The following is a 26,346-nucleotide window of genomic DNA, read 5'->3' as shown; positions in this document are numbered from 1 at the left end:
GGGCTGGCTCCCTCTGCAATTTGAGATCTATAGGTCTGCTTTTAGAAAGGCTTTAGGACCAGGCCTTACGAATGAAGTTGAGCCAGTTGGAATAGAATATCTTGTCCAGGTCCTCGTCGGCATACCCTCTTTTGCGAAGCAGGCCTTCCAAGTTTTGGAGGTCGGCAATGGTGTCCAAGTCATAGGGCGATTGTTCTTTGCCATAGCCACCGTCTAGGTCGCTTCCTATGGCGATGTGGTCGGTGTTGCCGGCCATCTGACAAATATGGTCGTAGTGGTCGATAAGCTTTTCTAGGTTTACACCACGGGTTTTTGGGTCGTCCTTTCCTCGCTGCCAATCGTTGGCCAGCATCCAGGTGTCGAGGACCCCGCCGATCACAGAATCTCTTTCGATTAGTTGTTTGATCTGGTCGTCGGTCAATTGACGCTGATGATGAACCAGCGCCCGACAGTTATGATGGCTAGCCCAAACCGGGCCCTTATAGCGTGAAAGTGCCTGGGAGAAACCTTCGTCGGTAAGGTGGGTAACGTCCAGTATCATGTTGAGGTTATCCATTTCGCTGAGTAGGTCTAGGCCTGCTGGGGTAAGGGGGCCAGCCATTCCCGTTCCGGGGGCATAGCGACCAGGCCCATAATGGGCGGGTCCTAGGGCACGAAGTCCATAGGCATAGGCTTTTTCGAGATAGGAGAGGTTTACTAACGAATCGGCACCTTCGAGACTAAGGATGTAGCCAATTGGTTTTTGTGTGCTTTCCGTTGAGTCGTCCAGCCATCGTGCTATATGTTCGTCTAAGGCTTGTCGGTTGGATATTTGTTTCATTTCGCCTTGTTCTTCCATGGCCCGATACCAGCCCAGCTGAGCTTGGGTGATCCCCCAGGCAATTTCGGGGGAGTTCCAGCCGGGTAAGTTGTTGCCAGGGCCCACATAGCGGGCAATCTGCGTGGCTACCACGAGGCCAATTCCTCCTTGGCGGAGTTCGGGCAGGGCAACGGTTCCTAGCCCACGATCGAGCTTGTCGGTCATGCCAGATTCGGACATGCGGATGGCCTGTACTGGTTCCCGTAAGTTTCGGTTCCATTCTATGGCGTTCATCGATAAGTCGAGATGGGCGTCTATAATTAGTTTACGAGACATAGGGGTTTATTTTTTTGGATTATTACTAGCGGTTTTTGCCGCTTTTATTTTTTCTTCCACCACATTTCCGGGGTATTTGAGGGCTAGTTGGCGGATGTCGTAATCGAACTCTTCGAAGGTCTCCCGCCATAATCGTGCTTCTTCTTCGGTGTATTCATAAAATCCTTTTTGGTTGACGACACCTTTTCCTCCATTGTCGACCACTTGACGCATGAGCTTGGGGACATCTTGCTGGTTGCTCAGGGAAGGAAGGAGCTCTTCCATGACGGCCTGGTAGGCGGGCACACCGGTGAGGTCCATCCAGCGAAAGACACCCGCTAGGGTCATCCAATACCCAGGGTTGTTACGACAGGCCCTGTCCACATCTTCGACGGTGGCATAGCCATTTTCTACTAGATGAAAGGCTTCTCGAAACATGGCATACATGAGTCGGTTGGTGATAAAGCCCCGAATATCCTTACGTACCAGGGTGGGTTCCTTGCTCCAGTGATAGGACAGTTCATAAAGCCACTCGGCATATTGGATATCACTATGGTCGCCGCATATTATTTCGAGGAAGCGACTGGTATGGGAGGGCTCTTTCCAATGAAGTCCGAGGAATCGAGCTGGGATGTGCCGATCTTTTTGTAGCTCGGTAATGGGAATGGCCGAGGTATTGCTGGTGATGATGGCTTGGTCGTCGACAATGGCCTCGATCTTGTCGAATACCGACTGTTTGATGGCTAGGTTTTCTAGGGTGCTTTCAACAACTAGGAGGCATGGTTGTAACAGGTTGTATTGCTCGGTAATGACTAATTTGGAAAGGTAGTGATCGGCGGTTTCGGTGATGAGCCCCATCTGGTGCGATTTGGTGAGATGGGCATGGATTCGGTCCCGGGCGGTTTCGAGGTCGGCGGGGGTAGGAGCGATGCCCACCACCGGGTGGCCTGCCATCAATAGACAGGTGGCGATGCTGGTGCCCATGAGTCCAAGGCCCACTACGCCCACATAGATGGTCGAGGGGTCGTTTTGCTTATGCATACAATTTGGGGTTTAGGTCAAAAAATCTCCACAGTACATCTGGTTGGATAAGAAGAACTCCACTTCTTGACAAGAAGGTGTTCCTTTTCGTGTATCCATTACTCTCCTATTGGTTTACTGAGGAGTAGTCGAAGATATACCTATCTACGGAAAGGATTTTTATCCCTCGTTTTACTTGCAGATTTCAGATATAGCGGACAGGGTATGATAAGAATGTAACAGGTAACTGGCACGACCTGCCTTATACGCAAGTTACTTCGATGCCTAGATTTTCTAATAGTTCCAGGGTGTTTTTGTTTACGCCTGTATCGGTGATAATATGATGTAGGTCGGCAAGGGGGCAGATCTTTCCAAAACTTCTTTTACCAAATTTTGATGAATCGGCCAAGACGATAACCTCCTGGGCCGTGTGGATCATGGCTTTGTTGAGTTGGGCTTCCAGCATGTTGGTGGTGGTACAGCCTTGATCGATATCCAGGCCATCTACGCCCATAAAGAGCTTGGTGCAGCTAAAATGTGCCAGCAGGTCTTCGGCATAGGGCCCTATGGCCGACATGGAGGATTTTCGGACGATTCCACCCAGTTGTACGATTTCGATATTGGGTTTATCGATCAGCGCCATAGAGATATTCATGGCTGAGGTGAGTACGGTAAGGGGCATGTCCTGGGGGATCGCCAGGGCTAATTGCAATACGGTGGACCCTGAGGCGATGATAACGGCTTCGCCGGGTTCGAGCAGGGTAGCGGCCTGTTTGCCGATCCTTGTCTTTTGGTCGGTAAGTATGCTTCCTTTCTCTGTTACGTCGCGGTCGGTGGCATAGGGATTTTGTAGGCTGATGCTGCCGTGTGAACGGTAAAGTAATTTCTTGTCACTGAGGAGTTTTAGGTCTTTTCGGATGGTAACAGCCGAAACATTAAGTTCGGCGCAGAGATCGGCCACTCGGATATTTTGGTCGTGTTGAAGTCGATTGAGTATATAGGAATGGCGCTGGGCCATGGTTTCGATGTGCATGAGGGAAGTTGTTTTTTGACAAAAATAAGGCAAAACGAAACCTGAAGCAATATATGATAGGTAAAATGTTTCATTTCCTTGCAAACGAAACAAAAAGAAACTACATTTGTAGGTATAAATGAAATTATATGAAAGATATTGAAGCAGTAGGAGTGGAGTCAAGGGAGAGGTTGTTGCGACGATTGACGACCTTGCAAGAATGGGATGTGATTGTGATTGGAGGAGGAGCTACTGGCCTTGGAATAGCCATGGATGCCGCTAGTAGACAATATAAAACGCTGCTGGTGGAACAGGCCGACTTTGCCAAAGGAACCTCTAGTAAGGCTACTAAGCTGGTGCATGGAGGGGTGCGCTATATGGCCCAAGGGGATTTGGGACTGGTACGTGAGGCTTGCTATGAACGTGGATTGCTATTGAAAAATGCGCCTCATTTAACCAAAAATGAGACTTTCGTAATTCCTAATTACCGCTGGTTCGATAATATTAAATATACTATAGGTCTTAAGTTCTATGACTTGTTGGCGGGGAAGCTGAGCCTAGGGGCTTCTAAATACATCAGTAAACGGAAGACTTTAGAGGCTTTGCCCAATATAAAAGAAGAAGGCCTTAAGGGAGGTGTAACTTATCAGGATGGTCAGTTCGATGACTCTAGGCTGGCATTGAATGTGGCACAAACGGCGATAGAACAGGGGGGCTGCGTGCTGAACTACATTCAGGTGACTGGTTTTATAAAAGGTAATAATAAAAAGGTGGTTGGTGTCGAAATGAAAGATGTCGAAACTGGGGTGGCCTATAGTGCCATTGGTAAGACGATTATTAATGCGACGGGGGTATACGTGGATTCTGTCTTGCAGATGGATCGTACGGATGCTCCCAATATGATTCGCCCTAGCAAAGGGGTGCATATTACCTTGGATCGGTCGTTTCTGCCTGGCGCACATGCCCTGATGATCCCCGAAACCTCCGATGGCCGGGTGCTGTTTGCCGTACCGTGGCACGATACGCTGATCGTCGGGACTACCGATACGCTCTACGACAAAGCAGAATTGGAACCTCAGGCCGTAGAGGAAGATATTGACTTTATTTTGAATACGGCTGCCGCCTATATGGTGAGGAAGCCTCTTCGCTCCGATGTCCGCTCGGTGTTTGCCGGATTACGCCCTCTGGCAGCCCCCAAAGCCGATGGCGGCAAAACAAAGGAAATCTCTCGGAGCCATAAGATCATTGTCTCTGAGTCGGGACTGATCACTATTACAGGGGGGAAATGGACGACCTTCCGACGCATGGCTCAGGATACGGTCCAGAAGGCGATCGATAATGGACACCTGCCTTATAAGAAATGTGTGACAGAAAATTTGAACGTCCATGGCCATACTAACCAGCCTGATATCAATCATCCCCTCCATTTCTATGGCTCAGACTTGCCTTATGTCGAGGCCCTAGGTGTCGAAAATCCGGCTTGGTCGGAACCTCTCGTGGCGGGCCACCCTTTTACCAAAGCCCAGGTGATATGGGCTGTGCGGCATGAATATGCCCGGAAGGTGGAGGATGTATTGGCACGCCGCTTTAGGTTGCTATTGCTGGACTCGAAAGCGGCCTTGAAGGCGGCACCGGCTGTAGCCCAGCTGATGGCCGAAGAACTGGGGAAGGATGCCGACTGGATACAACGAGAATTGGAGGGCTTTAAGGCTTTGGCCCTGGGATATAGCTTGAATTAAAGAGGGGGGATTCGTGTGAATTGGTGTGTTCGTGGCTGGAATTGTAGCTTCGGATGCACTTTTGTTGTTATATGGATTTATTTAAGTAAATTAATGTAAAAGTTTGTCCATCAGTATTTTGTGGTTATTGGATCAGTGGCTATGGCGGTTGATATCTTGTATAAGGAGGAATCCTATCTAATTATTGGCAAGTGCATGGAGGTGTATAACGCCCTGGGTCATGGCTTTCTCGAGGTCGTGTACAAAGATGCCTTGGAGATTGTCTTTACAGAAGACGCCGTTCCATATGAGCGAGGTAAGGAGTATCAAGTCTATTTTAGGGGCAAACTTTTAAAACATTTATTCTATGTCGATTTTGTAGTCTACAACAAAATTATTTTGGAAGTGAAATGTAATACTGAAATCACGGATGAACATATAGCCAAGACGATTAATTATCTGAAAGTTTCAGGGAATAGGCTGGCGTTATTAATCAATTTTGGAAGGGGGAAGCTGGAGTACAAAAGATTGATATATTGATTGTAGGAACCTTAACGCTAATTTTCACTACTCCAAAGTGCTAAACTCTTCAAGCAAATCCCGGCATCATCTTCCAGCCACGAATCCACAAATCTTCACGAATCTTCACTTTTTCAGGGTACTTTCTCTCTTGTTGCCCTTCCGTAAGCTAAATATTTTAATAAAATTGAAGAAAAATAGATTATAAAAGTAGTACTTGTCTCTTCCTATAAGTATCGCACGACCATTTTTATACCATGTATTACAATATTATCAAGGGGAGTAAATTTACTCGAATTACTGTTTTTTTATTGCTAGCAACCTTTTTAGGTTCTTGTCACAAGCCAAGTTACACCAGTTTAGCTGCCGACTGGACGCCCGACTATGATTTAGATCGGTTCGAAAAGACCATACTTTCCTATGAAAAGCGCGATGCTGTGCGGATGCCTCCGAAAGGAGGGATTGTTTTTACGGGGAGTTCGTCTTTTACCAAATGGACCAAAGTTGATCAAGATTTAGCCCCATTGCCAATCATCAATCGGGGGTTTGGGGGCTCTACAATTCCTGAAGTGATACATTATGCCGACCGGACCATATTCAAGTATCAGCCCAAGACCGTAGTAATTTATTGTGAAAACGATATGTTTGGTGCCAAGGCCAAAACGCCTGTGCAAGTAAGGGATGAATATGTCAAGTTGACGAAAATGATTCACGAGAACCTTCCAGGGGCCAAAATTTATGGCATTTCTTTAAAGCCATCGCCCTCTAGGTGGAGCAAGAAAGAGGAGAGTTTAGAGGCTAATCGTTTAATCAAGGATTTTATTGCCAAGGACAAGGGGCACGAATACATCGATATTTGGGACGTGATGTTAAAAGACGGGCGGCCCGATGGCGCAATATTTGTGTCGGATAGTTTACATATGAATCAAGAAGGCTATGATCGGTGGGTGAAGGTGTTAAGGCCTATATTGGAGAAGGCTCCGTTTGATGCCCAATAGTGAAAAGATGCTTTCAAATTCATGAATGCAATTAAAAATAGGGATAAGGGTGATTGTTCCAAAGTAAAGTCACTATATTAACAGCAAAATAAGTTTTTGAGTTATCAGGAGAATAGCGAAGACATATAATGAAAGTAACAGCAGTATTTGATATTGGCCGGACCAATAAAAAGTATGTTCTTTTCGACGAGAACTACGACATAGTAGAGGAGTATTCTGAGCACCTGCCTGAGACCATCGACGAAGATGGCTTTCCTACAGAAGACATTCAGCTCTTGACGCAATGGGTAAAGGATCATTGGGCCTTACTTTTGGCCAATCCCAAATACGACGTCAAGGCGGTCAATGTAGCGGCCTATGGGGCAAGTCTGGTACACTTAGATGAAAATAATCAAGTTATTACCCCTTTATATTCCTATTTGAAGCCCTACCCACCAGCGTTGTTAAATCAATTTTACAGTGCGCATGGCGATCCCACGCGTATTGCGCTACAAACCGGCTCACCGGCTATGGGCATGTTAAATTCGGGGATGCAGCTATACTGGATCAAGTATACCAAGCCTGAAATTTACAAAAATATTGTTACCACCTTACATTTGCCTCAATACATCTTGTACTTACTTACCAACAGAAAAGTAAGCGACTACACCTCTATGGGCTGTCATACGGGCTTATGGAGTTTCGAGATGTGGGATTATCACGAATGGGTTAAGGCAGAGGGGGTTCATAAGAAATTAGCGCCTTTATTGGCCTCATCTTCCTTTATCTACCGTCATGAGGAGAAGGGCATCCAGTCGGGATTTGGAATGCACGACAGTTCTGCCGCTTTGGTGCCGTATCGTATGGCTATGAAGAAGCCCTTTGTTTTGCTTTCTACCGGTACATGGTGTATTTCCTTTAATTCCTTTTCCTCCAAGCCGCTTACATTTAATCAGCTAGAGCGCGACTGTCTTAACTTCCTGACGCCGGAAGGCAGTGGAGTGACCGCTTCCAGGCTTTTTATGGGTCGGGAGCATGACTTTCAGGTGCAGCGGATCGCTGAATATTTCAGGGTTCCGGCCGATTTTTACAAGTCAGTGCAGTTGGATGAAGGTCTATTAAAACTCGACACCCCGCCATTCTTTCCTGCCTGTATGGAGGGGAATGGGCCTGAGCCCGCTCCAAGTCCGCAGGACTGGCAGATTAGTGCATTTGCCTCTGCAGAGGCTGCCTATCATCATTTGATTGTTGGGCTAGTGAAGTTGTTGAAAAAATCACTCGATCTCATTGCAGTCGAAGACGTAGATTCCATTTTTATTGATGGAGGCTTTGCCAAGAATAAGATCTTCGGCAAGCTAGTGGCCAGGACGTTTCCAAACCATGAGGTGTATGCTTCGGAGCTGCCCTATGCCACTTCATTGGGGGCCGCTGTTCACGTAACCCGGCCCGATTCCTTTGAGTTTAAAGATGCCATTAAAATTATCACCGCATAAGCAGTACTAGCTAATTCTACTCCAGTTTGTTTCTTCCTTACGAAGGTTCTCTAGATGCACCTTTATGGGGTTATGTTCGGGCTGGAGTAGGTGTTGGTCTGCCTCTAGGATCTGTTGAGCGGTCATTCTTGCTTCCTTTAGGATGGCTCCATCTTGAGCCAAGTTAGCCACCAACAAGTCGGTGATCCCACTTTGCTGAGTTCCCGACAAATCCCCAGGTCCACGCAGCTGTAAGTCTACTTCCGATATTTCAAAACCATCATTGGTTCTGCACATCGTTTCGATGCGCAGCCGGGTATCCGCACTAATTTTATAGCTAGTCATAAGGATACAGTAGGACTGGTCGGCGCCTCTTCCCACCCTCCCTCTCAGCTGGTGTAGTTGAGAGAGTCCAAATCTTTCGGCATTTTCTATGACCATCACCGAGGCATTAGGGACATTTACGCCTACCTCAATGACCGTAGTAGCCACCATGATTTTTGTTTCGTTTTTGACAAAGCGTTGCATTTCGAAGTCCTTGTCTTTGGCCTTCATCTTACCATGCAGAATGCTCAGTGGCACCTCGGGGAAGGACCTTGACACACTTTCATAGCCATCCATCAAGTCCTTAAGATCGAGCTTTTCCGACTCTTCTATAAGCGGGTAGACCATGTATACCTGTCGACCTTTATGGAGTTCTTCCTTAACGAATCCAAAGACGGCGCTCCGGTTGGCGTCGTATCGGTGTACTGTTTTAATGGGTTTTCGGCCTGCTGGCAGTTCGTCGATGGCCGATATGTCCAAGTCGCCGTAAAGGGTCATGGCCAGAGTTCGCGGAATGGGTGTAGCCGTCATAACGAGCATATGGGGGTTGATCCGATCATTTTTTGCCCATAGTTTTGCCCTTTGGGCCACGCCAAACCGATGTTGTTCATCGATAATACACAGTCCCAGATTTTTGAATTGGACGATATCTTCAATAAGCGCATGAGTCCCCACGATAATCTGCATTTCGCCACTGAGCAGTTGTTCATGAATACGCATCCTTTCCTTTTTGCGCGTCGACCCCGTCAATTTGCCAATGGTAATTCCCATTAAATCGGCAAATTTGCGAAGGCCTTGGAAGTGTTGTTCAGCCAAGATTTCTGTTGGGGCCATCAGGCACGACTGAGCCTGGTTGTCCAGGGCGAATAGCATCGTGATAAAAGCCACAATCGTCTTTCCTGAGCCCACATCTCCTTGAAGCAGTCGGTTCATTTGACGGCCCGTGAGCAGGTCGCCATGTATTTCGTGAAGAACACGTTTTTGGGCACCGGTAAGTTGGAAAGGGATATGGTGGTTATAGAAGTCCTGAACGATGGCACTTCGGTCAAATATCATTCCTGGATACTCCGTCTTATGGAGTAGCTTGTTTTTTATAAGCCTAAACTGGTTGTAGAACAGTTCTTCAAACTTCAGGCGGCGTTGGGCTTGGTGTAGCCAAGCGGCACTTTGTGGTAGGTGAAACTGCCATAAGGCATCACGCTTGCTAACGAGTTTATATTTTTGGATGATATAATCGGGCAAAGTCTCCCGGATATGGGGCCAAGCCATTTCAAGCAACACCTGAATCATTTTTCCAAGTACCTTGCTGTCGAGGTTTTTTCGGCGGAGCTTCTCTGTAAGCGGATATATAGGCTGCCAATACCCTCCTTCCGAGTTCTCGGGAGTCAGTAGGTCCAGTTCTGGGTGGGTGATACTCCAGCGTCCTCCAAACTGTACAGGTTTGCCATAAACGATATATTCGCCATTTGGGCGGAGGTATTTTTCGAAATAGCTAACCCCTTGAAACCATACCAAGTCCATGGTACCTGTGAGGTCGGAGAAAGTCGCCACGAGCCTTTTTTTGCTGCCCTCCCCAACGATATGCCATTCTCGTAGCCTTCCTTTGATATGCACATTAGGGAGCCTTTCGTTTATGTCGCGTATTTGTTGAAAACTTGTACGGTCTTCATGGCGAAAGGGGTAATGTTGTAATAAATCTCCAAAAGTGAACAAGCTCAACTCCTGGTTGAGAAGGGCTGCTCTTTGTGGGCCTACCCCTTTTAGAAATTCAATTTTGGTGTCAAAAAAATTCAATTGTTTATGATTTAATGGGCTTGGTTTAGGCTCAAAATTACAAATTTTGAATCAATACTCTTTTATTACAACTTTAAGGGTATGATTAACGTTACAAGCGTAAACCAATATTCACCCAAACCAATTTAAGAATTTTTTATGAAGACTTCATTATTAGCTTTATTGATGACCGTCGTAGCCTTTACCTTCGCTACTGCACAGAAAAGTCCAAGAGTAACAGCCGATGGTAAAAACGTAAGTGTGGCCTATGGTCAACCCTCTCAGAATGGCCGGGTATTATTTGGAGCGGAAGGACTCGAAAAGTATGGCAAAGTATGGCGTACAGGTGCTAACAAGTCTACCGAAATTACCTTTAAGAAAGACGGTAAGTTTGCTGGGAAAGCGGTAAAGGCCGGTACCTATTCCCTTTTTACCATTCCTGGTGAAAAAGAATGGACCGTAATCTTAAATAGTGTTTTGGGCCAGTCGGGAGCCTTTGAGTATGAGAAAAACAAATCGAAAGATGTACTCTCTGTAAACGTTCCTGCCAAAAAATATTCGACATCACAGGAGAAGTTAACCTTTACGGTGAAAGACAAAAGCCTAGATTTCCAATGGGGAGGCGACGGGTTCTCAGTTCCTCTTAAATTTTAATCGAGGACTATTCCAGAAATAGTAATATTGCAAAGCTAGGCTAACTTGTATTTTAGTCTGGCTTTGCTTTTTTTGTTTACATATTCTGACGAATCATTTTTTCGAGCACCAACAAATGTTCAGTAAATGCTTCGTGGCCGATTTCGGTAGCGGAATAGGTCGTTAAAGGCTTTCTTCCCATAAATTGTTTCTGAACGGATATATAGCTTATGTCTTCCAAGGCACGTAAATGTGAGGCTAAGTTGCCATCTGTAAGTTGTAGCAGCTCCTTGAGTTCTATAAAGCTCATGGATTCATTCACTACCAACACAGACATCAGGCCCAGCCGGATCTTACTTTCGAATACCTTATTGAATTTCTCTAACCATTCCATCATTGGGGGTCCTTTTGGGTAGCCTCATATTGGCTTTGTTGGGCTTCCATCATAATAAGTGCGTCGCGGTTGCGTATCCACACGGCCTGGTCGCGTTGGTTATTGGCTCTAGCATTGAGCATAGTAGCGGCCACCCCTGTGCCTAATGATACCCATATAAATTTTTTCCAACTGTCCCGATCGTTACTGAATAAAGAGACAATTGTTCCTACTGACCCTGCTAGGGATATAGCCAGGCCAATATTACGATTTCTTCGAGATCTAAAATACATATTCAGACCGTTGGGCGATATGGAAAACTCTTTCATCAGCGCCTTATTGCCCGTATATAGCTTATTTTGTTTGACGTAGCTATTCTGCCCTTGCATATAAATGCTTTCCTGGTCGTACCAGCGGATGGGGTTTCTTTCACCTGTATGGGGTGTTACACTCTGAGCCGTAGCTATGCTGCTACAGAGTACCATCCCTAGCAACAAACTTGTGCCTATACCACTCCGAGGTTCGGGCGATTTTAGGTCATACTTCTTATGCATCACTAGGCCATATAATATATGTAGTAGGCCGAAGCCTACCGACCAGAGTAACACGGCATAATTTGTCATGAATAGGGCCAGGCAGCCAATCAGGATTTCGCAGATCCCTAGGTAGCGCACTTCCGGATAGGTAAAGCGAGCGGCTGTTACCAAGGCGAGTCCATAAAATATCAGGGTAGTAGGGAAAACCAGCCATATAAGACCGTAATGGAGCATGGCGATGCAAAAGATACCACCGGCGGCCAAAGGGACAATCATGGCCCTTAACAATCGTCTCGAACTCCCATTCCAGACTTTTAAACCTCTTTTTTGGGCCTTTCGTACCGTTAACAGAATACCACACACAAGGGATAAAGATAGGACTAGGAGTCCGTCCAGAAAAAGGAATAAGATGATTTCCTGCCGACCAGTCTTATGGGCCAGTCCCGTGGGTTTTAGAATCTCCGTAAGCCAGTCAGTTTTAAAATGAATGTAAGCGATGGTGGCCCCTAATAAGGCAAAAATACCCGCAAATACACCACTTAGGCCACTTAGCGAGAGAAATTTGGACGATTTCTCCATCAGTTCCCTAATTTCATGTAGGGTATGTAACGATTCCTGTTCTGGTTCCATGTAGTGTAATTAATAGACTGTAAATATAATCGGTTACAAAATTATCGCCCCAATTATTTTTGACCATTCATATCCCTATACCAGTAAAGCGGCGAATTTAGGAATGAAGATGATCAGGCCGGTAAGGAAGGCCACTATGGCCATAATGAGTACCCCAGCGGCGGCAAGGTCCTTTACTTGTTTAATCCCCGGGTGGATCTCTGGGGATACCACATCGGCCAACTTTTCCAAAGCGGTATTAAAGGCCTCTGCCATCCACACCAGGCCAATAGCCAGGAGTACCAATATCCATTCATGCGCAGTCAGGCGCAGGTAATATCCTACTGCCATGACCGATAGGGCTGCCAACAAATGGATTTTGGCATTATTTTCATTTGCAAATAGGCTGACAATTCCCATTGCTGCATATTTAAAGCTCCGGAGGGCTTTGGGTATATCGATTCTTAGATTCATGACGCGTCAATTGGGCTCTGAAATAGCTCGCAAAATACAACAAGATCGATACAATGGAAAAAATGAGGTAGGTCTTAAAGTTAAGAGGTCACCGCTGTTTAATCTTCGAAATAAAGTACTTTGCATAACAAAGGAAAGAAAGAAAATCTTTTATCCCTACAGGGACTAGGGATTTTAAAGAAGATTGTTCTTTTACAAAAAAGTTCGCTGGGTTTTGTACTATTTATTTTTGCTGGAACTGCTTCATAAGTGCCCATTCTCTACCCGGAATTTTCACCTTAAATTGTTCCAGGTGGCCGGTATCCTGCAGGGTGATGTAGGCGGTTTTTCCTTTTTTTCCTCCAAAGCAAATATTGGAGACTTTTTTTCCTAAGGTTTGGATCGTTTGAAGCAGCCTTCCATCGGGCGACAATACGGCCACTTGTCCCATTCCGTGCCGAGCTACGTAAAGGTTGCCGGCGATGTCGCAGCGCATTCCGTCCATACCGCCCTCTTCAAAGCGGAAAAATAGCTGTTTATTGGTTAAAGATCCATCGGGTTCTATATCGAAGACCCAAATGCTGCGTTGTACGCTTTCGTTTACGTACAGCTTTTTTTCATCGGGGCTCACCTCAATACCATTGGTAGTGCCCAGGTCTTTGGCCTCTAGCCGGCTGGTACCGTCAAGGGATACATGCCATATTTGGCCACTATTGTCCTTCCAGTTGGGGTCGGAGCAGTAGATATAGCCGGTAGAGGTGACCGCCAAATCGTTGGGTTGGTTCATGGCTGGCTCGTGAACCAATACGGATATTTCCCGGCTTAGAAGGTCCGCTTTTAGTACATTATGACCGGTAAAGTCGGCAATCAAAAACGTATTTTGGTCGATGAAACGAATGCCATTTCCGGTACTTCCTTTCGGAAGGGTCATAAAAAAACTCGTTTTCCCTTTTTTAGTGATTTGAGCTACGGTGCCATCTCGGGCAAAATTTACGGCATACACATTGCCTTTACTATCCACGGCCGGGCCTTCACAGTTGTTGGTGAACTCGCCGGTTGCGGAAAATGACTTGGTTTGGGCCCAGGCCGGAGCGGCTAAGGCCAACATCCAGATCAGCGATAGGGTATAAGTAGGGTTCATAGCGTTAATGGGGTTAGTCGTTAGAAACGTAACCGGCAGCCTTCTGCCAGGGTAGTTGGCGTGATGACCGGCTTGTGATCCAAAAGGTTCGAAACGGCCTCTTCTACATAGGGTCGGGTTACGGCACCGGCATCCTGTGGGTTGTCGTCGATAAGGCCGCGGTATTTTACTTCAAAATGGTCCCCATTTCTTTGTAGAACAAAGGCCGTAGGGATGCGAGTAGGGCCAAAAGCTTCGGTGACCTTTTGGTCGCTGTCGATACCGTACGTAAAGTTAAATCCTTTCGATATAGCTCTTTCTTTGATTTTGCCAAGGGCATCGTCTTGGTGGACGTTGGGGTTGCTCGGGTTAATGGCTAGGACTGGAAAGCCCATACTGCCAAATTTGTGCTGAAGGGCTATCATCCTGTTTTCGTAGGAACGAGAAAACGGGCAATGCATATTGCTGAATATGATAATGAGCCCTTTGGCGCCGCTGAAGTCCTTTAGGGAAATAGGTTTCCCATTGAGGTCTTTAAGGGCAAAATTCACTACCAGGTCGCCAGGCTGGTACCCAGTAGTCTGTTGCCCAGTTTCCAGAGCGGGTTCTGTTGGCTGGTGAAAGGCCAATATAGGTCTCCATGTTCCTGCTAAGAGAAAAAGACAGGCAATTTGGATAATGGTTTTCATGTTGGTACGATCCATGGTCTGATATCCGGACGGATTTCTATACTAAGGTAACGATTCAGAATGTTAAGCCGTGTTAAGGGAAGATAATTTTATAGGGGCCATCACCATCTCTTTGCCGATAACGCCTAATACTACTATATTTTCCTGAACAAAAAAATGTATTGGGTTCTTTTCTTCTATAATTGTAAGGGAGTGTTTGCAAATAAGTTTGTTAATCAGTAGCTTTGCACCTCATTTTGAATAATTATCAATATACATTACAATGTACGCAATCGTAGAAATCGCAGGTCAGCAATTTAAAGTTGAAAAGGGTCGCGCTATCTTCACGCACAGGCTTGAAGGAGACGTGAACGCTGAACTTGTATTTGACAAAGTCCTTCTCGTTGATAACGCAGGCACAGTACAGGTTGGTGTTCCTACAGTAGCTGGTGCTTCTGTTAAGGCAACCGTTCTTGAGCACCTTAAAGGTGACAAAGTAATCGTCTTCAAAAAGAAAAGACGTAAGGGTTACAGAGTTAAGAATGGTCACCGTCAATATCTGACCAAAATCAGCATTGACGAAATTGTAGCTTAATTCCAAATCAAAGAACAACACATTAAAAGTTAAGATATCATGGCACATAAGAAAGGTGTAGGTAGCTCGAGAAACGGACGTGAATCGGAAAGTAAACGTCTGGGAGTAAAATTATTCGGTGGTCAGATCGCCCAAGCTGGTAACATTATCGTTCGTCAGCGTGGCACTAAGCACAATCCAGGTGAAAACGTAGGTATCGGTCGTGACCATACTCTATTCGCTTTGGTTCCTGGTAAAATCGTTTTCCGTAAGAAACGCGACAACCGCTCCTATGTGAGCATTGAGCCCGTTGCTGTAGCGGAAGCTTAAGATTTTAGGTATTTCCTTAGGAAGCGTCCACTGGTATCTCTGGTGGACGCTTTTGTGTATAGACCCTATTTTTGGGTCATTACCAAACCAAATGGTTCCGAATGCTGTTATAGCAACATCCATTACTGATATAATATTTTTAAAAAGAATCAATCATGCTCTCTCGTCCTATTTTTGTTTATACAGAATTAAGCCCCAATCCTAACTCAATGAAGTTTGTTTTGAACTTCGAGTTGGTACCCGATGGGCTTAGCTTCGATTATCCATCCAGAGAGGCTGCCTTGGAGCCGGGTAAGGTATCTCCCCTGGCTGCCGACTTATTCCAATTCCCACATGTCAAAAGGGTGTTTATTGCCAGCAATTTTATAACCATCACTAAGGACGACGCTCAAGAATGGGAAGAGGTGCTGCGCGACACAAAGCAGTTCATAAAAATATACTTCGAAGAAAACCACCCCGTATTTGAGCAGCAGACCATCGAAAATAATACCCTGATCGTCGATGCGCGTGACACGGAGGCGGTTCAACAAATAAAAGCGGCTCTGGATCAGTACGTACGGCCAGCCGTAGAGTCGGACGGTGGCGCTATTAACTTCCACTCATTCGACGAACCATCTGGGGTGGTGAAGGTGCTGTTACAAGGCTCTTGTAGTGGTTGCCCATCTTCTACGCTAACCCTGAAGGCCGGAATCGAAAACCTGCTGACCCGTATGGTTCCTGGTGTTAAAGAGGTGGTAGCAGAGGGAGTTTAATGCTATTTGGATACGCCCATACGAACCCTGTCTTTCCCGACGGGGTTCGTTTTTTGTTATTATAATTCATTTACTTCCCTCCCTATGACCCAGGTGCTGGAAAAATGTATTGAACAAATTGAATCGTCCCAGTGTGTCGGTCATCCGCACTTTGTGGATGGTACCTTCCCCGCCTACCGACAAAACGCAAGGCTAGGGTATAAGCGACCCGATGCTACCCTTTTCTTTGCGGCTATTATCTGTTTTTCCTTGCAAGAAATGGAGCCCGAACTACCGGCCGAACTTGCCAATCGGGTTAAAAGTCTGTGCGCTCGCATTCGGTTGAGTTATCCGAATTTTCAGAATAAGGATGGTTTAAATACCTATAATTTTTGGACTACTAGGCCTTCCCATCATTTCCCCAACGGCCGTCTGTTTCACCGATTCAGGCATTTTAAAATACCAGACGATGTGGACGATACCGCCTTCGTCTATATGACTACACCGCGGACGGCCCAGGATTATAGTTGGTTGCAGCAGAAACTGAGCCAGCATGCCAATGGGACCAAACAGTTTATCCAAAACACATTTTCTGATTGTCGTGAGCTGCCGGCGTATTCTACTTGGTTTGGTGATAAAATGTATATCGAGTTCGATGCCTGTGCCCTGAGTAACTTGCTCTACTGCCTGCTTAGAGCCGGCGTGGTGCCCGATCGACATGCCACCGCCAGTTTGGAGTACCTCCGAACCATCATTGAAACGGATCGTTATATTACCGATCCTTTTCATTGTGCCCATCACTATCCCAAGACAAGCCTAATCGTGTATCATATCAGCCGCCTAATTGGGCGCTTCCATCCTGAAGTTTTACGACCGGTGCAAGAAAAGCTCATTCAGGATACGCATCGCTTAGTGGCCCAGGCAAAGCATCCACTGGAGCGTGTAGTGCTGTCTATTGCCCTGCTCAGGCTAGGGGAGTGCCCTCCAGAGTTGCCGGCTTCTTTTTATCAAAAGGAGGCATTTGGGGATTTTTCATTTTTTATTGCAGGACTCTTGACGGCTTATGAAAACCCGGCTTTGTATCGATTGGCTCCCTTTCCTCTATTTCATATGAACTGGGTATGTGAGGCGCATGGCTGGGCATTATTGGCCGAATATGAATTTTTAAAACAACGTGCAAAGAAATAACGATTAGTGATCATGACCCAGGCCGATTTTCAGGTAACGGTAGTAGCCATACAACAAGAAGATGCCCTTACCAAAACTTTTTTACTAAGACGTACAGATGGCGAAAAACTCGTCTATAGCGCCGGACAGTTTCTTACCTTTTTATTTAACTTCCACGATCAGCCCATTCGGCGCTCGTACTCTTTTAGCTCCGCTCCCCAGGTGGATACTGAACCTGCCATTACGATTCGTCGGGTCGAAAACGGGACTGTTTCTCGTTTTTGGTTTCAGGAAGTGAAAGTCGGTGATTGTTTCGACGTGCTGGAGCCAGCTGGCCGTTTCGTTATTTCTGAGCAAGAGGTAGCCACTCCCTCCGACTTGGTGCTGGTAGGAGCCGGCAGTGGAATGACCCCTTTGTTTTCGATTTTGAAGCATGCGCTCGTCAGTATGCCACACCAGCATATTCTGATGATCAGTGCCAGTCGAAACGAAAAAGTCTCCTTATTTTCGAAAGCCATAAACCAGTTGGCCATACAGTATCCTGCCCGGCTCCGCTTTATAGAAGTCCATAGCCAGCCTACCGACGACTGGCAGGGGCTGCGTGGCCGGCTCAATAATAGCCGTATCCAAGCATTGATGGAGGGGAACCTACGCTATCCGATGCAGCATGCTCGTTTTTTCTTATGTGGTCCTAAGGCGCTGATGCGTACGGTCGACATTACTTTGCGATTTATGGCGGCTTCTCGTGATCATATCCGCAAGGAGCATTTTATAGTGCCTTCTCCACCGACTGCTAAGCCTGTGATGCAGCAAAATCAAAATATCTCCATCGTGATTCAGGGTCGTCAGCTACCTCTATTCGTTCCCGCAGGCAGTACCATTCTGGATGCTGCTGCCGAAAGTGGCCTGGCGATTCCCTATAGTTGTAAGGCGGGAAGCTGTGGAATCTGTGCGGCTCAGTGCAGCCAGGGAAAGGTGTATATGGCTGCCAATGAGGTACTCACGGATCATGATCTGGCCGACCATTGGGTGCTTACCTGTACGGGCTATCCCCTCGATGACCAGGTGGTTTTGAAATGGCCTTAAGGTTTCGACAAGGGTAGTTTGCTCCACCTCTTTTCTTCTCGACTTATCCACCTACTCCCCTTCGTATACTAGGAAACCATGAGGGTGCCTATCCTTCATTTAGTTAAATAATACTATCTTTTAGAAAATTGTTACGATACTCCTACAAGGGTAGAACGCTGTATGGTATAATCATGGAGTCAACTAATTCGAATGCTGTATTTTTTTTAAAAAAAATACTATAAGCGTTTGTCGGATTGGATAATTCAGGATAAGTATGATTTTGGTGACACAGGCTTAAATACACCCAAAAAATAGTAATAGTACTAGAATGTAACCTACATATCGAAATTTATTGTAATAATAGCTCTAAAAGTGAAGGTAAAAAGTGTTCTAAATATTAATTATAGGTAGTTTGATGCCTACTTAATAAGTAATTTAATGTTATATCTATACGTAAATAAATAGTAGATATTCTATTACAATTGGTATAAATTTGTACCTGTATATAAATCAAACCTTTTTATTACACGTACTAGATGATATGAAAATTACCCCTAAAAATGTGAAAAAAATGCAATTATGCCTGGTTGTCCTGGCTATGTGCATGAGCTATTATGGTATGGCCTTGGCGCCCACCACCTATGACTGCGATTGCGCAGGGAATCTTTTACAGAATGCTAGTTTTGAGAGTACTGCGAGTTGGCAAAAGGGTGAATCTACCAGCTTTAGTGTCGACAATGCCTACAATGTATGTGGGAATAAAAATGGACTAATTTCGGGCTCTGGCTTCGTATATCAAAAAGTTCAGGTTTCGGCTGGCTCCAAGGTTAATTTCAGTATCTATGGCGGTACACATGATACACGTTACGATCATATTATTTTTCTGACCTTTTTGGATAGTGGTGGTACCAAAATTGAAAGTAGCCAAAACAAAGAGGTACACATGGACTACGACGTAGGTAGCCAAAGGGCCTTGCGAAAGTACGCTATAGAGGCCACGGCACCCGCAGGAACCAAATATGTGAAGGTGCTGATGTATTCTTCAGGCAACTACTTCAAAATGGATGCTGCATGTCTGACCGCCACTGCTGCCGAACCCGCCGAATGTACTTCCTGTGCGGGTAACCTTTTGGGGAATGACGGAAGTTTCGAATCGGGAAATACCTCGGGTTGGTACACCGATGGCAAGAGCTTTTCAGCCAGTAAAACCTACGCAGTTTGTGGCCAGTATGGTGCCGTTTTTCAGGGTCCGGGATCCTTCTGGAAAAGAATTCCTATGTCCGATTTGGCGGGTAGAACGGTATCGTTGTCCATCTGGGGAGCTAAGCATCAAAATAGTGGTCAGAAGTTTTTCCTCATATTTCAAGATGCCGATCAAAAAACGATCGGGACCCAAAAAAAGGTGGATATTACCAGAGTTTTCGATGTGCAACCCACCGGGTTGGATAAGTATGACCTGCAGGCAGTGGCTCCCGCTGGCGCTAAGTTTATTGTGATCGGTGGAGAGTCTACCGGTGACTATATCAAAGTAGATGCCGCCTGTGTCACGATTTCGCCCTCGGTGGTTTGTAATAATTGTTATAATAATCTTCTGGGCGATGGAGGAGGCTTTGAAGCAGGGAATACAAATGGCTGGACTGTGACCTCTGGGTCGTTCAGTGCAAGTACTACCTATGCCGTTTGTGGGAATTACGGAGCGGCTTATGGTGGCTCTGGAAGTTTCTATAAGGATATACCCGTCAATTCGATGGAAGGAAGAACCGTAAGCCTTAAGGCTTGGGGAGCTTATCATAATTCCAAAGGTCAGAAATTCTTTGTTACCTTCCTGAATGCCTCGAAATCCGCAATTGGTCAACCTGTAACTGTAGCCATCGATAAAGTATATGACGATTCTCCCAAGGGCCTAAATGAGTACAATCTTTCGGCGGTAGCCCCTAGCGGAGCCGAGTATATTCGGGTGGGTGGTACCACGACGGGCGATTATATTAAGGTGGATGCCTTATGTCTCACCATTACCGAGCCATTGGAATGTACTTCGTGTACCGGCAATCTGGTGACAGATAACCCTGGCTTTGAAGGGAATAATACCACCGGGTGGACCTCTACAGGAGGTACTTTTGCCGCTAATTCGAGCTATGCTGCTTGCGGTTCGTATAGCGGTGTACTCTCGGGTGCTGGCACTTTTACCAAATTGGTCCACGTGCCAGGAGCATCGGGAAATGGCTTCGAACTTAAAGTTTGGGCGGCTTATGATATAGCCAGGAATCAGAAAATCTCACTTGGGTTTCTGAATTCCTCCAAAGGGTCTCTTTCTGAAGAGGTAAGGGTCTCGGTAGACAAGGCCTATGCGGCCGCTCCGGTAGGGCTCAAGTTGTATACCCTTCGTGGAAATGCCCCTGCAGGTACCGAATATATTAGTATCAAGGGTAGCTCGGATGGGGATTTGCTCATCATAGACGCCATCTGTCTCACCCAATCGGGACCTCCTTTGCCGGTTACGTTGGTACGGTTCGACGCTATGCCCGAAAACAGCGAGGTGCAGTTGAACTGGGCAACAACTTCTGAGAGTCAGTCCAACTTTTTTGAAATACAAAGAAGTGTGGACGGAAAGGACTGGATGGCCTTAGGGGAGCGCTCCGCACAAGGAACTAGTACAGCCATGGTTAACTACGATTTTACCGATCCAAAACCAATATCAGGAAAGTCCTTATACCGGTTGAAGATGGTCGATATGGATGGTACCTTTGCCTACAGTCGACTCGTATCGGTTAGCTTGAATCGCGAAATGCAATATGCGGTTTATCCTAACCCAACCTCCGATCATGTTACGGTTGAGGCTCAGGAACGAATCTCAAAGGTAGAGCTGATTAACACCGGGGGGCGGATCGTCTACTCAGCAAGGCCGACAGTTTCTAATCAAGTAGACTTGCGTTCCTTGCCTCAGGATACTTATCTGATGCGCATCACCACCTCTGCAGGGGAAGTCGTTATAAAACGCATAAGGGTCGTTCACTAATAGATCCTTACCATAATATCCCTTGACTCATGCCTTATCGCTTCATCCATTTTGATGGGTGGAGCGATAATTTTTTTATATAACTCCTAAAAATTACTTTTACACCTTCATATACCAATTTGCCTCATGTCCTATCGATTCGATATACCTTTTGACAAGTCTGAATTTGGAGAGGATTTCCTTTGGGGAACGGCCACGGCGGCCTATCAAATAGAGGGAGCCACGGACGAGCACGGGCGAGGTCCGTGCATTTGGGACGAGTTTGTTAAAAAAAAGGGTAAAATTAAAGATGGTAGCACTGCCGACCTTGCCTGCGACTTTTATAACCGCTTTGAGGAAGACCTACAACAGGTGGTGAAGTTAGGTTTGAAGCACTTTCGTTTTTCAATATCATGGTCGCGGTTGCTTCCAGAGGGCGTCGGTGAGGTGAATCAGGAAGGAATCGATTTCTATAACCGTATTTTAGATGCCTGTCAGGACCTGGGGATAGAGCCTTGGTTAACCCTTTATCACTGGGATCTCCCTTTGGCACTGGAGCAACGGGGTGGATGGAAAAACCGGGAGGTGGTAGATTGGTTCGCAGCCTACACACAAGTGTGTATCGATGCCTTTGGGGCAAGGGTCCGGAACTGGATCGTCATGAATGAGCCCATGGCTACCGCTGGCTTGGGCTATACCACCGGCTTACATGCACCCGGGCGAATGGGCCTTTTTAATTTTTTACCCGTCGTGCATCATTTGGCCCTGTGCCAAGCGGAGGCGGGCCGGTTGGTTCGCAATGGGGTAGCCGATGCCAATATTGGTACTGCTTTGTCCTGCTCTGCCGTTCGACCCCTAACCGACACGCCCAAGGACCTGCGCGCTGCCAGTCGTGCCGATGCCGTCATGAACAGATTGTTTATTGAACCGGCTTTGGGCCTGGGCTACCCTTCAGATGTATTTCCTTATCTGGCCAATATTAAGAAATACATGCTTCCTGGGGATGATGATAAGCTGAAATTTGATTTTGATTTCATCGGCCTCCAAAATTATTTTAGTGTGGTCGTTACCCATTCCTATCTGAGGCCCATCCTATGGCTCAAAGAAATACCTGCTCTCGAGCGTAAGAAGCCCATAACGGCCATGGGCTGGGAGATAGCACCGGATGGTATGTTTGATATTCTACGGCAATTTGCTAATTATCCGAACCTGCCACCTATCATTATCTCTGAAAATGGTGCCGCCTTTGAGGATAAGCTTGTGGATGGAAGCGTAGCCGACGTGGAACGGACCGCTTTTTTTAGGGAGTATCTGGCTGCTATCCTAAAGGCCAAACGACAGGGCGTTCAGGTGAAGGGCTATTTTGCCTGGACGCTAATGGATAATTTCGAATGGGCCGTTGGGTATACCGCCCGATTTGGGCTGATCTATGTCGATTTCGATACCCAAGAACGGATTTGGAAGGATTCTGCCAAGTGGTTTGCACAATTTTTAGGCGCCGAAGAAGAAAATGCCGTCGTCTTACAACCAAAACATAGTGCACCGCGTCTCTCAAAGTAGCAGGCATGTGTTACGCTCCTAGGTTAATCATATGCCATACCTGATTTTTAATTTTAAAACGATACAACCGCTTAAAAAAATGAGGATTTGGACTATGCTTATGGCTGTGCTGATTTTTGGGGCCTGTCAGTCTGAAAAGGTTGGCGAACTGCAGCAAGATGTGGTAGAACGAGACGCAAAATGGGTGAATATGCTTGCCGCTGATGGTTGTTCCTGGCATTTTCAAGTATTTCAGGCCGACTCTACTATAGCATCCTTAGTGGCTTCAGAAGCGTCCTTAAAACTGATCGAAGCCGAACTCGGAAGCCTGGAGTCGAGCTACAGTACTACCAACGTTCGGCTCCGATATAGCCGCACAGGTAACAAAAGAGAGGTGACCTGCGGCTGGGGAACCCTATTGCCCATGGACGAGATTAAAGTGGTATCTATTCAAAAGCAATGAGTCACTTCTACTAGGACTTGCTTATAGATTGAGGATTGCCCTAGCTTCTTTATCAGAATAATAGGGGCCCAACTCCGACTCCTCTATAATTTCCTCAATTTGCTGCTCGTTGGCAGCTACCATCGTACGACCTACTTTTTGAACCTGGATAATGTTCTTGTCAACTAACTGGTCTAAGAGCTCCAAGACATTATGCTCTTCCTTGTCGACGAGTATATTCAACTGATACGTCTTCATTTGATTGCAAGTTTGGTTTTTAATTTTGATTCATTACATAAATAGTGCCAGCAAATGGCAACCACCATTTTGCTGAGGCAAGTACCTATTGGATTAACGAATATAGGGCCTTTTATTGTGATGAATCAATAAAAATTAGCAATAAGTTAATAAATGGATTGCTTTTTGACCAAATAAAAAATGGAAATAGAGCCATATCCTGACCACTATTTCCATGATATATTTATTATTCCAAACTTTATGTGGGACTAATAGCGTTTTACCTTCACCTTTGTAAGTCCTCCTTCAAAGTTAATTACGACTTTTTTTGTGGCCGATTCGAAGCCTGGAGAGCGGTAGTAACCATTATTTTGCTTCTCCAAATCGTCCATGGATTTTACATTCAAGGCTCCCTCCAAATGAACTTCACAACCCATTTCTTGAGGTACTTCGAAAGTAATAGAGGCTACTCCAGCTTCTACATCCACTTGTACGTGATCATGGATGCTCCCCAAGCGTATGTCCATATCGGCCACTCCCGTGCTGATTTTCATCTTCTCAACTTTGAATGGGCTGAAATCGAAATCCCCCTTTCCCGCTCCCAGTCCCATATCTACCGTCCAAATAGGGGATGGATTGAGCTTGATGGAGGCTTCGTTGGTGATATGGCCATTTTTTACGGATAGTTTGCCTTCTTCCATTTTAAGGTTGACGGTTGTCGACTTATTAAGCTTATTGGAGGTGCGACTGGCCACAAAGCCCACTACGTTAGACTTGGTGCTGGCTTCAAACAATTGGTCGGTACTACCTTTTAAAGAGAACTTCCCTGCTCCACCTTCCAGATTTAAGGTAGCGTGGGTAGGATTATCATCCATGTCGTAGCTGTAATTCCCCGTTCTGACCCGCCCTGACTGGTTTTTTTTTTCGGACAGGTAATCTTCGTCCTGCGTCTCTTCGTCCTGGTCATCATGAGGCCAACTCCAGTGATTAGAGTCCCTGTCACGGTCGTTCCAGCCAAAGTTCCAGTCACCTTGACGGTGTAGCTTACCATTGGTTTTATTGGCAATCCCACCTATAACAGCTAGGGTAATTAGGAGACTCACCAGTCCATTAGCCGAACTATTGGGCCTGGATACTATGAGCATCAATCCCGCTACGATGAGCAAAATAGGCCAAAATGGAAGGATATATGCCCAATCCACATTGAGCCAGCCAAGCAAGCGAAATAACCAGAGGGTGCCAAAAATGAGTAGGAGTCCACCCCAAACCATACTTTTGTTAGATTTCATCTTGTTGTGTCGTTTAGTCCGTGTGATGATTCGTTTTGAGATAGTTTTTTAGCAGCATTAATCCTCCAGAAAAAATGAGCACAATCGGCCAAAAATATCTGCCAAAATCGAAGTGTGTAAATTCTTCTATAAGAAAAAAACACCCCACTAGGATCAATATAAGACCCCATATTACATTTCTTGTATACATCTCTTAGGTAGTTTATGGTGAACAGAAAGTAGACTTACCCCGGGAGGGTTAATTCACCCGGATTACGGAGTCGTCGTCTTGTGCTTCATCATCATCACCCTTTTCTTTGGGGATGGTTGAGTCGGGGGTGTCCGCACCAGTCCAAGTGGTTTCAGGACTTGGCGGCGTAGGGTTGGTTGGAGGAGGGCTTGAAAAGCCATTACTTTCCTCGTTCCTTTGGTCCCTTTGTCTTAGGATTAGAAACGCCCCAATACTGATAAGGAGCAGAGGCCAAAAGTATCGTTTTACCTGATACCAGATCGGCAGGTCATCAACGAGCATCACAATTCCAAAGAAAACCAAAGCCCCGCCTAATATCATGATGGTCTGATCCGATTTTTTTTTGTCTCCGAAAGGGTCGAAGTTAGGGAGGTTATCCCTAAAACTATCACCTTGCAAAGGGGTAGAATAAGCAGGCCCAGTGGGTAATACCGCCCAAAGGATTATATATAATAGGCCAGTCCAGCCAAAACTAGGTGGGATGGGTAAAATTAACATGACGACCATCAGAACGCGTATGATGACCACATCGATTTGCATATACTGGGCTATGCCGGCAGCTACTCCTCCTACAACGGCTTGCTCTGGTATACGGTGCAATTTCTTTTCCATAGTTCAGTTTCATTAAGTTTGTAATCAAAGGTAGTATGTTATGCAAGATACTTCATAACGGAAGTTTATAACTGGTTTTAGGCTGGGTTAAATGGCGAAATAGCAGTATTCAACTACAAGGAGGGCGTGTTGAGCCGAGGGGGGTCAGTCTTCCTCTAAGGCTTCCAGTATATCCATCATACTGCCAAAATCTTTGAATCCAGGACGTATTTCCTCGCTTCCTCTTAGGGCTATACCAATCGTGGGGAGTAGTTCTGTAAGTGCAGCTACGGAATATTCATGGTCCAGTCCGAAACCAACCAGCAAGGAATGCTCTTTAGACAAGGTGGTGAAGGTATTCATCCATTCGTCATTTAAGGCGCTACCTTCATTGCTAATCAATAGGAAATGACTCACCATGTCTCCATAGCGTTCTACCATCAATTCTAGATCGGACGGGCCATATAGGTCCGCATCCACTCGTAAGAGCAAAGGGAGGTTAGTTTGCGAGGATAAATTTTGTAATAAAGCGGGGTCGGTAATTTCTAATGCATCGACGGGGTACTCCGCTATGCGTTCCAATATAGAGGTGAGATCGGAGCTCGAAGTCTCGGCTACAAGTTTTACACCGGCTATCCATGCACTGAGTTCGCCAAATACTTTGGGTGTTACATAATGTATGGACGCTTCATCTATGTCGAATCCTAACATTTCCACACCCATACCTGCACAATAGCGGGCATCTGATAGGTTGGTGACATGGCTGATCTTTACGGTTTTGCTGAGCATCGTTAACAAGAATTCGGTTTAAAGTCCTGTAAAGATACTTTTTA

At 45.9% G+C, this 26,346-nt stretch carries 27 protein-coding genes; 13 read left to right on the top strand and 14 right to left on the bottom strand.

Going from position 1 to position 26,346, the window contains the following annotated elements:
- Positions 1-52: 52 nt before the first annotated feature.
- From CLV98_RS15710 to CLV98_RS15700, 3 genes are all read right to left on the bottom strand, one after another.
- Positions 53-1,135, bottom strand: coding sequence for a dipeptidase (locus CLV98_RS15710; RefSeq protein ID WP_109675593.1), 1,083 nt, complete (start codon positions 1,133-1,135; stop codon positions 53-55).
- A gap of 6 nt (positions 1,136-1,141) precedes the next feature.
- The gene (locus CLV98_RS15705) at positions 1,142-2,155 is read right to left on the bottom strand and encodes a 3-hydroxyacyl-CoA dehydrogenase family protein (RefSeq protein WP_109675591.1); all 1,014 of its coding nucleotides are present in this window, start codon (positions 2,153-2,155) and stop codon (positions 1,142-1,144) included.
- Positions 2,156-2,396: 241 nt separating this feature from the next.
- The gene (locus CLV98_RS15700; protein WP_170120684.1) at positions 2,397-3,167 is read right to left on the bottom strand and encodes a DeoR/GlpR family DNA-binding transcription regulator; all 771 of its coding nucleotides are present in this window, start codon (positions 3,165-3,167) and stop codon (positions 2,397-2,399) included.
- 128 nt (positions 3,168-3,295) lie between these two features.
- Between CLV98_RS15700 and CLV98_RS15695 the strand changes: the two genes are divergently transcribed.
- From CLV98_RS15695 to CLV98_RS15680, 4 genes are all read left to right on the top strand, one after another.
- The gene (locus tag CLV98_RS15695) at positions 3,296-4,885 is read left to right on the top strand and encodes a glycerol-3-phosphate dehydrogenase/oxidase (RefSeq protein WP_109675589.1); all 1,590 of its coding nucleotides are present in this window, start codon (positions 3,296-3,298) and stop codon (positions 4,883-4,885) included.
- Between the two features lie 141 nt (positions 4,886-5,026).
- Positions 5,027-5,404 (top strand): GxxExxY protein, encoded by a 378-nt coding sequence (locus CLV98_RS15690; RefSeq protein WP_109675587.1) that lies wholly within the window; start codon positions 5,027-5,029, stop codon positions 5,402-5,404.
- 236 nt (positions 5,405-5,640) lie between these two features.
- A complete protein-coding gene (locus CLV98_RS15685; RefSeq protein ID WP_109675585.1) occupies positions 5,641-6,381 on the top strand; it encodes a GDSL-type esterase/lipase family protein in 741 nt (246 codons plus the stop codon).
- A 128-nt stretch (positions 6,382-6,509) separates the two neighbouring features.
- Positions 6,510-7,853 (top strand): FGGY-family carbohydrate kinase, encoded by a 1,344-nt coding sequence (locus CLV98_RS15680; RefSeq protein WP_109675583.1) that lies wholly within the window; start codon positions 6,510-6,512, stop codon positions 7,851-7,853.
- A 6-nt stretch (positions 7,854-7,859) separates the two neighbouring features.
- Here CLV98_RS15680 and recG read toward each other — a convergent pair whose 3' ends face one another.
- On the bottom strand, positions 7,860-9,950 hold the full coding sequence (gene recG, locus CLV98_RS15675) for an ATP-dependent DNA helicase RecG (protein WP_229203410.1): 2,091 nt from the start codon (positions 9,948-9,950) through the stop codon (positions 7,860-7,862).
- A gap of 138 nt (positions 9,951-10,088) precedes the next feature.
- Here recG and CLV98_RS15670 point away from each other — a divergent pair, with 138 nt between their 5' ends.
- Positions 10,089-10,583 carry a DUF2911 domain-containing protein gene (locus CLV98_RS15670; RefSeq protein ID WP_109675579.1) on the top strand — a complete coding sequence of 165 codons (495 nt, stop codon included), beginning with the start codon at positions 10,089-10,091 and terminating at the stop codon, positions 10,581-10,583.
- Between the two features lie 76 nt (positions 10,584-10,659).
- Here the strand turns inward: CLV98_RS15670 and CLV98_RS15665 are convergent, their stop codons facing one another.
- From CLV98_RS15665 to CLV98_RS15645, 5 genes are all read right to left on the bottom strand, one after another.
- The gene (locus tag CLV98_RS15665; RefSeq protein WP_109675676.1) at positions 10,660-10,956 is read right to left on the bottom strand and encodes a winged helix-turn-helix domain-containing protein; all 297 of its coding nucleotides are present in this window, start codon (positions 10,954-10,956) and stop codon (positions 10,660-10,662) included.
- Positions 10,956-12,101, bottom strand: a complete 1,146-nt coding sequence (locus tag CLV98_RS15660; protein WP_109675577.1) for a hypothetical protein — start codon at positions 12,099-12,101, stop codon at positions 10,956-10,958. Before CLV98_RS15660 ends, CLV98_RS15665 begins: the two co-directional genes overlap by 1 nt.
- 75 nt (positions 12,102-12,176) lie before the next feature.
- Positions 12,177-12,554: a diacylglycerol kinase family protein gene (locus tag CLV98_RS15655; RefSeq protein ID WP_109675575.1), complete on the bottom strand. Its 378-nt coding sequence runs from the start codon at positions 12,552-12,554 to the stop codon at positions 12,177-12,179.
- A gap of 223 nt (positions 12,555-12,777) precedes the next feature.
- Complete coding sequence (locus tag CLV98_RS15650; RefSeq protein WP_229203409.1) at positions 12,778-13,674, bottom strand: SMP-30/gluconolactonase/LRE family protein; 897 nt, start codon at positions 13,672-13,674, stop codon at positions 12,778-12,780.
- A 20-nt stretch (positions 13,675-13,694) separates the two neighbouring features.
- The gene (locus CLV98_RS15645; RefSeq protein ID WP_158281275.1) at positions 13,695-14,342 is read right to left on the bottom strand and encodes a thioredoxin family protein; all 648 of its coding nucleotides are present in this window, start codon (positions 14,340-14,342) and stop codon (positions 13,695-13,697) included.
- A 262-nt stretch (positions 14,343-14,604) separates the two neighbouring features.
- Here CLV98_RS15645 and rplU point away from each other — a divergent pair, with 262 nt between their 5' ends.
- The 8 genes from rplU to CLV98_RS15605 all read left to right on the top strand — a co-directional run bounded on the left by rplU (position 14,605) and on the right by CLV98_RS15605 (position 23,188).
- On the top strand, positions 14,605-14,916 hold the full coding sequence (rplU, locus tag CLV98_RS15640; RefSeq protein WP_109675571.1) for a 50S ribosomal protein L21: 312 nt from the start codon (positions 14,605-14,607) through the stop codon (positions 14,914-14,916).
- Positions 14,917-14,955: 39 nt separating this feature from the next.
- Positions 14,956-15,225, top strand: coding sequence for a 50S ribosomal protein L27 (rpmA, locus tag CLV98_RS15635; RefSeq protein WP_109675569.1), 270 nt, complete (start codon positions 14,956-14,958; stop codon positions 15,223-15,225).
- Positions 15,226-15,380: 155 nt separating this feature from the next.
- On the top strand, positions 15,381-15,977 hold the full coding sequence (locus tag CLV98_RS15630) for a NifU family protein (RefSeq protein ID WP_109675567.1): 597 nt from the start codon (positions 15,381-15,383) through the stop codon (positions 15,975-15,977).
- An 84-nt stretch (positions 15,978-16,061) separates the two neighbouring features.
- On the top strand, positions 16,062-17,144 hold the full coding sequence (locus CLV98_RS15625; RefSeq protein ID WP_109675566.1) for a hypothetical protein: 1,083 nt from the start codon (positions 16,062-16,064) through the stop codon (positions 17,142-17,144).
- A 12-nt stretch (positions 17,145-17,156) separates the two neighbouring features.
- A complete protein-coding gene (locus CLV98_RS15620) occupies positions 17,157-18,209 on the top strand; it encodes a flavin reductase family protein (RefSeq protein ID WP_109675564.1) in 1,053 nt (350 codons plus the stop codon).
- A 553-nt stretch (positions 18,210-18,762) separates the two neighbouring features.
- Positions 18,763-21,207 carry a T9SS type A sorting domain-containing protein gene (locus CLV98_RS15615; protein WP_229203412.1) on the top strand — a complete coding sequence of 815 codons (2,445 nt, stop codon included), beginning with the start codon at positions 18,763-18,765 and terminating at the stop codon, positions 21,205-21,207.
- Positions 21,208-21,333: 126 nt separating this feature from the next.
- Positions 21,334-22,746, top strand: a complete 1,413-nt coding sequence (locus CLV98_RS15610; protein ID WP_109675560.1) for a GH1 family beta-glucosidase — start codon at positions 21,334-21,336, stop codon at positions 22,744-22,746.
- A 79-nt stretch (positions 22,747-22,825) separates the two neighbouring features.
- Positions 22,826-23,188 (top strand): hypothetical protein, encoded by a 363-nt coding sequence (locus CLV98_RS15605; protein WP_109675672.1) that lies wholly within the window; start codon positions 22,826-22,828, stop codon positions 23,186-23,188.
- Between the two features lie 21 nt (positions 23,189-23,209).
- Here CLV98_RS15605 and CLV98_RS15600 read toward each other — a convergent pair whose 3' ends face one another.
- From CLV98_RS15600 to CLV98_RS15585, 5 genes are all read right to left on the bottom strand, one after another.
- Positions 23,210-23,425, bottom strand: coding sequence for a hypothetical protein (locus tag CLV98_RS15600; protein WP_109675558.1), 216 nt, complete (start codon positions 23,423-23,425; stop codon positions 23,210-23,212).
- A 248-nt stretch (positions 23,426-23,673) separates the two neighbouring features.
- Complete coding sequence (locus CLV98_RS15595) at positions 23,674-24,693, bottom strand: toast rack family protein (RefSeq protein WP_109675555.1); 1,020 nt, start codon at positions 24,691-24,693, stop codon at positions 23,674-23,676.
- A 13-nt stretch (positions 24,694-24,706) separates the two neighbouring features.
- Positions 24,707-24,883, bottom strand: a complete 177-nt coding sequence (locus tag CLV98_RS23945; protein ID WP_229203408.1) for a LiaI-LiaF-like domain-containing protein — start codon at positions 24,881-24,883, stop codon at positions 24,707-24,709.
- A gap of 48 nt (positions 24,884-24,931) precedes the next feature.
- The gene (locus tag CLV98_RS15590; protein WP_109675553.1) at positions 24,932-25,534 is read right to left on the bottom strand and encodes a PspC domain-containing protein; all 603 of its coding nucleotides are present in this window, start codon (positions 25,532-25,534) and stop codon (positions 24,932-24,934) included.
- 144 nt (positions 25,535-25,678) lie between these two features.
- Complete coding sequence (locus tag CLV98_RS15585; RefSeq protein ID WP_109675551.1) at positions 25,679-26,302, bottom strand: hypothetical protein; 624 nt, start codon at positions 26,300-26,302, stop codon at positions 25,679-25,681.
- Positions 26,303-26,346 lie beyond the last annotated feature (44 nt).

It is taken from the genome of Dyadobacter jejuensis (assembly GCF_003149085.1).
Classification (GTDB): domain Bacteria; phylum Bacteroidota; class Bacteroidia; order Cytophagales; family Spirosomataceae; genus Dyadobacter; species Dyadobacter jejuensis.
Note: the sequence above shows the minus strand (reverse complement) of the source record. Positions and strands in the feature narration are given on the sequence as shown.

Bases quoted from the DNA above. Each gene is read 5' to 3' on its own strand.
- CLV98_RS15710 (WP_109675593.1), bottom strand. From the start codon at position 1,135: ATGTCTCGTAAACTAATTATAGACGCCCATCTCGACTTATCGATGAAC.
- CLV98_RS15705 (WP_109675591.1), bottom strand. From the start codon at position 2,155: ATGCATAAGCAAAACGACCCCTCGACCATCTATGTGGGCGTAGTGGGC.
- CLV98_RS15700 (WP_170120684.1), bottom strand. From the start codon at position 3,167: ATGCACATCGAAACCATGGCCCAGCGCCATTCCTATATACTCAATCGA.
- CLV98_RS15695 (WP_109675589.1), top strand. From the start codon at position 3,296: ATGAAAGATATTGAAGCAGTAGGAGTGGAGTCAAGGGAGAGGTTGTTG.
- CLV98_RS15690 (WP_109675587.1), top strand. From the start codon at position 5,027: ATGGCGGTTGATATCTTGTATAAGGAGGAATCCTATCTAATTATTGGC.
- CLV98_RS15685 (WP_109675585.1), top strand. From the start codon at position 5,641: ATGTATTACAATATTATCAAGGGGAGTAAATTTACTCGAATTACTGTT.
- CLV98_RS15680 (WP_109675583.1), top strand. From the start codon at position 6,510: ATGAAAGTAACAGCAGTATTTGATATTGGCCGGACCAATAAAAAGTAT.
- CLV98_RS15670 (WP_109675579.1), top strand. From the start codon at position 10,089: ATGAAGACTTCATTATTAGCTTTATTGATGACCGTCGTAGCCTTTACC.
- CLV98_RS15665 (WP_109675676.1), bottom strand. From the start codon at position 10,956: ATGGAATGGTTAGAGAAATTCAATAAGGTATTCGAAAGTAAGATCCGG.
- CLV98_RS15660 (WP_109675577.1), bottom strand. From the start codon at position 12,101: ATGGAACCAGAACAGGAATCGTTACATACCCTACATGAAATTAGGGAA.
- CLV98_RS15655 (WP_109675575.1), bottom strand. From the start codon at position 12,554: ATGAATCTAAGAATCGATATACCCAAAGCCCTCCGGAGCTTTAAATAT.
- CLV98_RS15650 (WP_229203409.1), bottom strand. From the start codon at position 13,674: ATGAACCCTACTTATACCCTATCGCTGATCTGGATGTTGGCCTTAGCC.
- CLV98_RS15645 (WP_158281275.1), bottom strand. From the start codon at position 14,342: ATGAAAACCATTATCCAAATTGCCTGTCTTTTTCTCTTAGCAGGAACA.
- rplU (WP_109675571.1), top strand. From the start codon at position 14,605: ATGTACGCAATCGTAGAAATCGCAGGTCAGCAATTTAAAGTTGAAAAG.
- rpmA (WP_109675569.1), top strand. From the start codon at position 14,956: ATGGCACATAAGAAAGGTGTAGGTAGCTCGAGAAACGGACGTGAATCG.
- CLV98_RS15630 (WP_109675567.1), top strand. From the start codon at position 15,381: ATGCTCTCTCGTCCTATTTTTGTTTATACAGAATTAAGCCCCAATCCT.
- CLV98_RS15625 (WP_109675566.1), top strand. From the start codon at position 16,062: ATGACCCAGGTGCTGGAAAAATGTATTGAACAAATTGAATCGTCCCAG.
- CLV98_RS15620 (WP_109675564.1), top strand. From the start codon at position 17,157: ATGACCCAGGCCGATTTTCAGGTAACGGTAGTAGCCATACAACAAGAA.
- CLV98_RS15615 (WP_229203412.1), top strand. From the start codon at position 18,763: ATGCAATTATGCCTGGTTGTCCTGGCTATGTGCATGAGCTATTATGGT.
- CLV98_RS15610 (WP_109675560.1), top strand. From the start codon at position 21,334: ATGTCCTATCGATTCGATATACCTTTTGACAAGTCTGAATTTGGAGAG.
- CLV98_RS15605 (WP_109675672.1), top strand. From the start codon at position 22,826: ATGAGGATTTGGACTATGCTTATGGCTGTGCTGATTTTTGGGGCCTGT.
- CLV98_RS15600 (WP_109675558.1), bottom strand. From the start codon at position 23,425: ATGAAGACGTATCAGTTGAATATACTCGTCGACAAGGAAGAGCATAAT.
- CLV98_RS15595 (WP_109675555.1), bottom strand. From the start codon at position 24,693: ATGAAATCTAACAAAAGTATGGTTTGGGGTGGACTCCTACTCATTTTT.
- CLV98_RS23945 (WP_229203408.1), bottom strand. From the start codon at position 24,883: ATGTATACAAGAAATGTAATATGGGGTCTTATATTGATCCTAGTGGGG.
- CLV98_RS15590 (WP_109675553.1), bottom strand. From the start codon at position 25,534: ATGGAAAAGAAATTGCACCGTATACCAGAGCAAGCCGTTGTAGGAGGA.
- CLV98_RS15585 (WP_109675551.1), bottom strand. From the start codon at position 26,302: ATGCTCAGCAAAACCGTAAAGATCAGCCATGTCACCAACCTATCAGAT.